This window comes from Azospirillum sp. B506, assembly GCF_000333595.1.
Taxonomy (GTDB): Bacteria; Pseudomonadota; Alphaproteobacteria; order Azospirillales; family Azospirillaceae; genus Azospirillum.
In genome coordinates this window covers 1-6,258 of the sequence record NZ_BADK01000158.1, presented here as the reverse complement: position 1 = coordinate 6,258, position 6,258 = coordinate 1, and the positions used below count along the sequence as shown (strand labels likewise).

General features: G+C 69.4%; 8 protein-coding genes. 4 read left to right on the top strand and 4 right to left on the bottom strand.

Going from position 1 to position 6,258, the window contains the following annotated elements; translation table 11 throughout:
* Window positions 1-229: 229 nt before the first annotated feature.
* Window positions 230-685 (top strand): DUF2141 domain-containing protein, encoded by a 456-nt coding sequence (locus I71_RS05715; protein WP_042692083.1) that lies wholly within the window; start codon window positions 230-232, stop codon window positions 683-685.
* A 19-nt stretch (window positions 686-704) separates the two neighbouring features.
* Here I71_RS05715 and I71_RS05710 read toward each other — a convergent pair whose 3' ends face one another.
* From I71_RS05710 to I71_RS05700, 3 genes are all read right to left on the bottom strand, one after another.
* Entirely contained in the window at window positions 705-1,496 is a 792-nt protein-coding gene (locus I71_RS05710; protein WP_244433656.1) for a methyltransferase domain-containing protein, read from the bottom strand.
* A gap of 77 nt (window positions 1,497-1,573) precedes the next feature.
* Window positions 1,574-1,762, bottom strand: a complete 189-nt coding sequence (locus tag I71_RS05705; protein WP_042692080.1) for a hypothetical protein — start codon at window positions 1,760-1,762, stop codon at window positions 1,574-1,576.
* Window positions 1,763-1,881: 119 nt separating this feature from the next.
* A complete protein-coding gene (locus I71_RS05700; RefSeq protein WP_042692078.1) occupies window positions 1,882-3,363 on the bottom strand; it encodes a HAMP domain-containing sensor histidine kinase in 1,482 nt (493 codons plus the stop codon).
* Window positions 3,364-3,495: 132 nt separating this feature from the next.
* Here I71_RS05700 and I71_RS05695 point away from each other — a divergent pair, with 132 nt between their 5' ends.
* Window positions 3,496-3,813 (top strand): hypothetical protein, encoded by a 318-nt coding sequence (locus I71_RS05695; RefSeq protein WP_042692075.1) that lies wholly within the window; start codon window positions 3,496-3,498, stop codon window positions 3,811-3,813.
* 83 nt (window positions 3,814-3,896) lie between these two features.
* Entirely contained in the window at window positions 3,897-5,342 is a 1,446-nt protein-coding gene (rfaE1, locus tag I71_RS05690; RefSeq protein ID WP_042692073.1) for a D-glycero-beta-D-manno-heptose-7-phosphate kinase, read from the top strand.
* A 50-nt stretch (window positions 5,343-5,392) separates the two neighbouring features.
* Here rfaE1 and I71_RS05685 read toward each other — a convergent pair whose 3' ends face one another.
* Window positions 5,393-5,551, bottom strand: coding sequence for an entericidin A/B family lipoprotein (locus tag I71_RS05685; RefSeq protein ID WP_042692070.1), 159 nt, complete (start codon window positions 5,549-5,551; stop codon window positions 5,393-5,395).
* Between the two features lie 337 nt (window positions 5,552-5,888).
* Here I71_RS05685 and I71_RS05680 point away from each other — a divergent pair.
* On the top strand, window positions 5,889-6,258 hold a 370-nt coding region (locus I71_RS05680), incomplete at its 3' end, for an FAD-dependent oxidoreductase (protein ID WP_042692067.1).

The following is a 6,258-nucleotide window of genomic DNA, read 5'->3' as shown; positions in this document are numbered from 1 at the left end:
GGGCTGGACGAGACCATCGAGGGGGTGCTGTCGCGTCCTTCCCGCGGCGAAGGCGTCTGAGCGATCGCTTCCCCGCCCCAATGGGCAAGCCGGAAGGCGAGACCGACGTCCTGAAGGTGCCGAACGGCCCCGGCAGAGCCGATGCTAGGATGAAGAGCTAGGATGACGGCAGCCGGCGGCTTACGCAGCGGCCATCGGGAACAAGCGGGATTGCCAGCGGAGGGCGGGGATGACGCTTCGGCGGTGGGGCACGCGATGGTCTCGACGGATGGTCGCCCCGGTGACGCTGCTGGCGCTGACCGCCGCGGGAACGGCCTTCGCGGGGGAACTGCGCGCAACCGTCCGCAACGTCAGGCCCAATCAAGGCAAGGTGATGGTCGCGCTGTTCGACAGTGCGGAGGCGCAGGCAGCCAAGGCGCCGCGCGCTGGCTATTTCGTCGCGGCGCTCGGGACCGAGCTGCAGGTGGTCTTCCCCGACCTGCCGGCCGGGCGCTATGGACTGATCGCCTTCCAGGATCTGGACAACAACGGCGAACTTGCCACCGGCCTGTTCGGCATCCCCGCCGAACCGCACGGCTTCAGCCGCTCCGCCCGTGGCAGCTTCGGTCCGCCGGGCTTCGACGATTATGCGGTGGCGGTTGGCGCCGCGGGCGTGGCGACGACGGAGATCCGGCTGGTGGAATGAGGGTCGGCAGCGACTGCGCCTACACCCGTGCGACCAGGAACAGCCACTTGGTCGGGATCAGCGCGGCGCCGCTGAAATGCTCGGGGTAGACGGTCTCCAGCCGGTGGCGGTAGGCGGCGAGGAAGCGGTCGAGGTCGGGGCCGGTCAGGCACTCCATCACCGGGACCAGGGCCGACTGATGCAGCCATTGCAGAAGGGGAACGTCGCCGTCCAGCGCGTGGAAATATTCGGTCTCCCACAACTCTATCATGGCGCCCTGGGGGGCGAGCCAGTCGTAATAATCCTGGGCGTCGCAGCTGCGGCCCGCGTCCTCGGCGGTGGGCCAGGCGCCGTGCAGCCGGTCCGACCAGGGGCCGTCGGCGGCCGTCTCAAGCAGCAGGCGGTGGGCGATTTCGTCCTGCGGGCGGGGCAGGGTGACGGCAAGGATGCCGCCGGGACCAAGCGATTGCAGCAGGTCGGGGAACAGTTGCTCGTGCCCGGCCACATGTTGCAGCCCGCCGGCGGAGACGATGAGATCCACCGGCCAGTGCGGCCGCCAGACCTCCAGATCGGCCTGCAGGTAGCGCACGCGCGACGGGGTGTCGGCGGCCCAGTGCAGCATCGCCGCGGAATGGTCGACCGCCAGCACGTCGGCCTGCGGCCAGTGCGTCGCCAGCAGACGGGACAGCTGTCCGGCACCGCAGCCGAGATCGACGATGGTGTGGGGCGTCAGCGAGAGAGGAAGCGCCGCCGTCAGGTCCATGACGGGACGGCGGCGCAGAACGTCAATCGTCGCGAAGGCGGTTGGGTCCCATGCCAGACTGAGTGTCATGTGGCACCCGCTGTGTTGGGCGCCTGCCCCCGGGTTTGTCACCCGGCCTTCGTGTTACCGGTCGCCTGTCGCGACGGTCAGTGGGTGGAGCCCAGACGGTCGAAATAACGGCCGATCGACGCGAAGATGAAGAGCACGCAGCCGAGGAAAACGATCAGGCCGCCGGTTGCGAAGGCATCGTCCGCCGCGCGCGAGGAGGCGAGCAGGCCGACGAAGGCCATGATGCCGGCGAGGATGGGGTTGATCCAGAAGGAGACAGCTTTCACGTCCCGGAGTCCTTTCAGAACACGGCGTTGGCGGTGGGGAAACGTCCGCCTCCCGCCCCGCCGGGCTGCCCGCGAACGCTTCGGCTTTAAAGGAATTCTGCGGGACGGAACCCGCGGAATCAATGCGACACAAACGACTTGTGCCCTGCAACGGCTACCGCACCGGTGTCCACGTTGCATTGCGGTATGTCAAGGGCGAAGGCCGTTCCGGCCGCGCCGCTTTCCACCAGCCGCAACTCGCCGCCATGGGCGCGCAGCACTTCCCGCGCGATGGCGAGGCCAAGGCCGATCCCGCCGGCCCGTGCCGATCCGGCGAAGGGCTGGAACAGGTTTTCCCGCGCCCGGGGGGCGAGGCCGGGACCATTGTCTGCGACGGTCAGGGTGAGCAGGCCCGCGCGTTCCGCCCGAGCGGTGATCGACACCCGGTCGGCGCCGGCCTGGACCGCGTTGCGGCCGAGATTGACCAGGGCGCGGCCGAACTGGGCGGGATCGACCTTGGCCGGCAGGCCGGCGGGAACCTCGTTGACCCACTCCGCCTCCACCCGGCCGCCGTCGGGGCGGACGGTGGCGAGAATCTCCGCTCCCGCCTCCTCCGCCAACCGGTGCAGGTCGGTGGACACCGGGGTGAGGGGCAGGACGCCGTCGCGGGTGAAGGACAGGGTCTGGCTGCATAGCTCCACCGCCCGGTCGAGCGAGGCGACCAGCCGCGGCGTTACCCGCCTCACCTCCGGGTCGGCGCTCTCGGTCAGCCGTTCCGACAGGAGCGAGGCGGTGGACAGGATGCCGCGCAGGTCGTGGTTGATCTTCGCCACCGCGGTGCCCAGCGCGGCGAGCCTCTGGCGCTGGCGCAGCGCCGCGCGCACCGTGCCCTGCATGGCCGCAAGCTCGCGTTCGGCCACGCCGATCTCGTCGCTGCGGCGTCCCGGCACCAGCGGCGGGGCGCCGTCGGGGTCGCGGCGGAAGGCGACGACCTCGGCGGTCAACCGCCGCATCGGCCGCACCAGCAGGGCATGCAGGGTGACATAGACCAGGATCGCCGCGATCAGCGAGATGGCGACCGACACCGCCAGGATGCGGCGGGAGAAGTCCAGCATGGCGTCGATCAGCGGCCGCTCGTCCATCGTCACCTCGACCCGCTGGGCCGGGTCGTTGGGCGAGCGGTCGATCACCCGGATCACCCGGTCGTGCTGCGGGCCGAGGGCACCCCCCAGCGCGCCCTCCAGCGCCAGCCACAGGGCGTTGCCGGCATCGACGAACTGCATGCCCATGCCGGTGCCGCGCAGGTCGTACACCGCATCGGCCTGCGGCGGCATCGGACGCGACAGCATGTAGACGCGGGCGCCCGGCTGGATCAGGTCGATGACGTGGGTACCGGTGTAGGCCAGCAGCTTCGCCTGCAACTCCTTCGTCACCATCAGGTCGGGGGCCGCTTCCACCGACAGCGCCGCGATGTGGGCGGCGGCCAGCCGTTCCTCCAGATAGCTCATGCGGAAGCGCGCGATGGAGGGGGCGTAGATCAGCACCTCCGCCAGCAGCACGAACAGGATGGTGAGCAGCAGAAGCTTGGCCGACAGGCTGGTCGCGAGGGTGGGACGGGGCATGGTGGCTCGCTGTGTGCCGGGTGACCGGTGCGCAAGGCTGCGGCGCTTACGCACAAGGGATTCATCTATTACACTAAGCCGGTTTCCGCGGCTCGGACGTTGCTGCGGGACGGCAAAGCCGGAGGCGGTTCGATGCGGGCGTTTCTGAAGTACGAGGCGGTGGTCGCCATGGATCGCAATGCGGCACTGGGCGCGGTGTCGGATGCTCTGGGGGCGGCCGGCGGCTGGATCGTCGACCACATGCTGTTCTCCGACGTCATGGCGACCATCCGCTTCGCCCTGCCCGGTGACCGGACGGCCGTCTTCGAGAACGCGTTGGCTGCCGCCGGTCTTAAAGTCGAGCCGGCGGCGGTTGGCAATGGCGCGGCGGCGGAGTTGAACGGGGCGATCTCCCTGACCTTCACCCGTGGGACCGGCGACCTGCGCCGGCAGGTCCCCGCCTTCTCCTGATCGGCCTTCCCCCGCCACCTGCGTCACGGCGGCGCAAACTTGTCCTCTGGCGTTACCGCTTTGGCGTTGGTAAGACAGGTGCCATGAGCGACCTTGCCCGTCACATCGACACCCTGTCGCGCGCCAACGTGCTGTGCCTTGGCGACGTGATGCTAGACCGTTTTGTTTATGGTTCGGTGGACCGGGTGTCGCCGGAGGCGCCGATACCGGTCCTGCGCATCGACCGCGAAGTGCCCAAGCTCGGCGGTGCCGGCAATGTCGCCGCAAATCTGGTGGCGCTGGAGGCCGACTGCCGCTTCGTCTCGGTGGTCGGGCGCGACGGCGTCGGCAGCGATCTGCTGGCCCTGCTGCGGCGCGAGGGCGTCAGCGACGCGGCCATCGTGGTCGAGGACGGGCGGCAGACCACGGTGAAGACCCGCTTCATCGCCGGCCAGCAGCAGCTTCTGCGCACCGACATCGAGACGGTGGTGCCGATCACCCTTGCCGACCGCGTTCTGGAGCGCGTGCGCGCGCTGTTGCCCGAAGTCGGCGGCGTCATCCTGTCCGATTACGGCAAGGGGGTGCTGACCGACGAGCTGGTGGTGGCGGTGATCGCCGCCGCGCGGCAGGCCGGGCGCCCCGTGGTGGTGGACCCCAAGGGGCGCGACTACCGCCGCTATCGCGGGGCCGACATCGTCACGCCCAACCGCAAGGAGTTGATGGAGGCCACCGGCCTGCCGGCGCGGACGGACGAGGAGGTGATCGTCGCCGCCCGCCACCTGATCGCCACCTGCGGCATCGGTGCCGTCGTCGCCACCCGCAGCGAACAGGGCATGTCGGTGGTGACGGCGGAGGATGCGGTGCATCTGCCGGCCGAGGCGCGCGAGGTGTTCGACGTGTCCGGCGCCGGTGACACGGTGGTGGCGACGCTGACCGCCGCCCTTTCGGTGGGGATCGATCTGGTCGATTCGGCGCGGCTGGCCAATCTGGCGGCCGGCATCGTGGTGGGCAAGGTCGGCACGGCGGTGGTCCGCTCGGCCGAGATGCTGGCCGGCCTGCATGAGCAGGAATGGCGCCATGGCGAGGAAAAGGTCCTGACCCGCGACGCCGCGGCGGAACGGGCGGAGCGCTGGCGGCTGCGCGGCAAGCGGGTGGGTTTCACCAACGGCTGCTTCGACCTGCTGCATCCCGGCCATATCTCGCTGCTGAAGCAGGCCCGTTCCGCCTGCGACGTGCTGGTGGTCGGGCTGAACAGCGATGCCTCGGTGAAGCGGCTGAAGGGCGAAAGCCGGCCGGTGCAGAACGAGACGGCGCGCGCCACGGTGCTGGCGTCGCTGGGCTGCGTCGATCTGGTGGTGATCTTCGGCGAGGACACGCCGGAAATGCTGATCCACGCCCTGCGCCCCGACGTGCTGGTCAAGGGGGCGGACTACACCATCGCGACGGTGGTGGGGGCGGACTTCGTCCAGAGCTATGGCGGAAAAGTGGTGCTGGCCGAGCTGGTCCAGGGACAGAGCACGACCAACACCATCAAGCGCATGAGGGGCTGAGGGGGGAAGCCGCGGCTGGCGGGCGCTCCCCCATCGGCCCCGACGTTCCCTCACATCTTCTTCTGGACGTTGTCGGCGCCACGCTCGATGGCGCGGCCACCGGCCTGCACGTCCTGGCCGGCGCCCTCGACCGTGTTGCAGGCGGCCAGCGTGGTGCCCAGCAGGGTGCCCAGGACGGCGAGCAGGGCGAACTTCTTGATCGTGGTCATGGCGGTGGTCTCCGTTGCGGTGGCTGTGTGATGCCGATGGGAACGCAAGCGGGGCCATAAAGGTTTCCGGACCCGATCGGGGAGGGAGCCTGCGCAAAGGTGGTGCCCTTCGCTTGCGCGCGGGGATGGATGCGGCGGGCGGGGGCGTCCCGCACGCCCGGCCACGGGCTTCCCAAACTCCGGTTCCAGCCACAACCCTGCGTCCAGAGACGAAGTGTCCCGTTGCCACGGGGCGTGAGCGCGGGCATAAATCGCCCCGCGGAAGAACCCGCGTGCCCTCCCCGCTGGATGGGACGGCTTTTGGCAACGAGCAAGAATGGCGAAAGGAAAGCCTCTCATGGCTGAAAGCACTTTTGACGTCGTTGTGATCGGCGGCGGCCCCGGCGGGTATGTCTGTGCGATCCGCGCGGCGCAGCTCGGCTTCAAGGTCGCCTGCGTCGAGAAGCGGGGGACGCTGGGCGGCACCTGCCTGAATGTCGGCTGCATCCCGTCCAAGGCTCTGCTGGCGGCGTCGGAGAAGTTCGAGGAAGCGGCCCACGGCCTCGCCAAGTTCGGCATCAAGGTCGGCGGCGTCGAACTCGACCTGCCGAGCATGCAGGCCCACAAGGACAAGGTCGTCAAGGACAACGTCACCGGCATCGAGTTCCTGTTCAAGAAGAACAAGATCGCCTGGCTGAAGGGCGCGGGCAAGATCACCGCCGCCAACA

Bases quoted from the DNA above. Each gene is read 5' to 3' on its own strand.
- I71_RS05710 (WP_244433656.1), bottom strand. From the start codon at position 1,496: ATGACACTCAGTCTGGCATGGGACCCAACCGCCTTCGCGACGATTGAC.
- I71_RS05700 (WP_042692078.1), bottom strand. From the start codon at position 3,363: ATGCCCCGTCCCACCCTCGCGACCAGCCTGTCGGCCAAGCTTCTGCTG.
- I71_RS05715 (WP_042692083.1), top strand. From the start codon at position 230: ATGACGCTTCGGCGGTGGGGCACGCGATGGTCTCGACGGATGGTCGCC.
- I71_RS05695 (WP_042692075.1), top strand. From the start codon at position 3,496: ATGCGGGCGTTTCTGAAGTACGAGGCGGTGGTCGCCATGGATCGCAAT.
- rfaE1 (WP_042692073.1), top strand. From the start codon at position 3,897: ATGAGCGACCTTGCCCGTCACATCGACACCCTGTCGCGCGCCAACGTG.
- I71_RS05685 (WP_042692070.1), bottom strand. From the start codon at position 5,551: ATGACCACGATCAAGAAGTTCGCCCTGCTCGCCGTCCTGGGCACCCTG.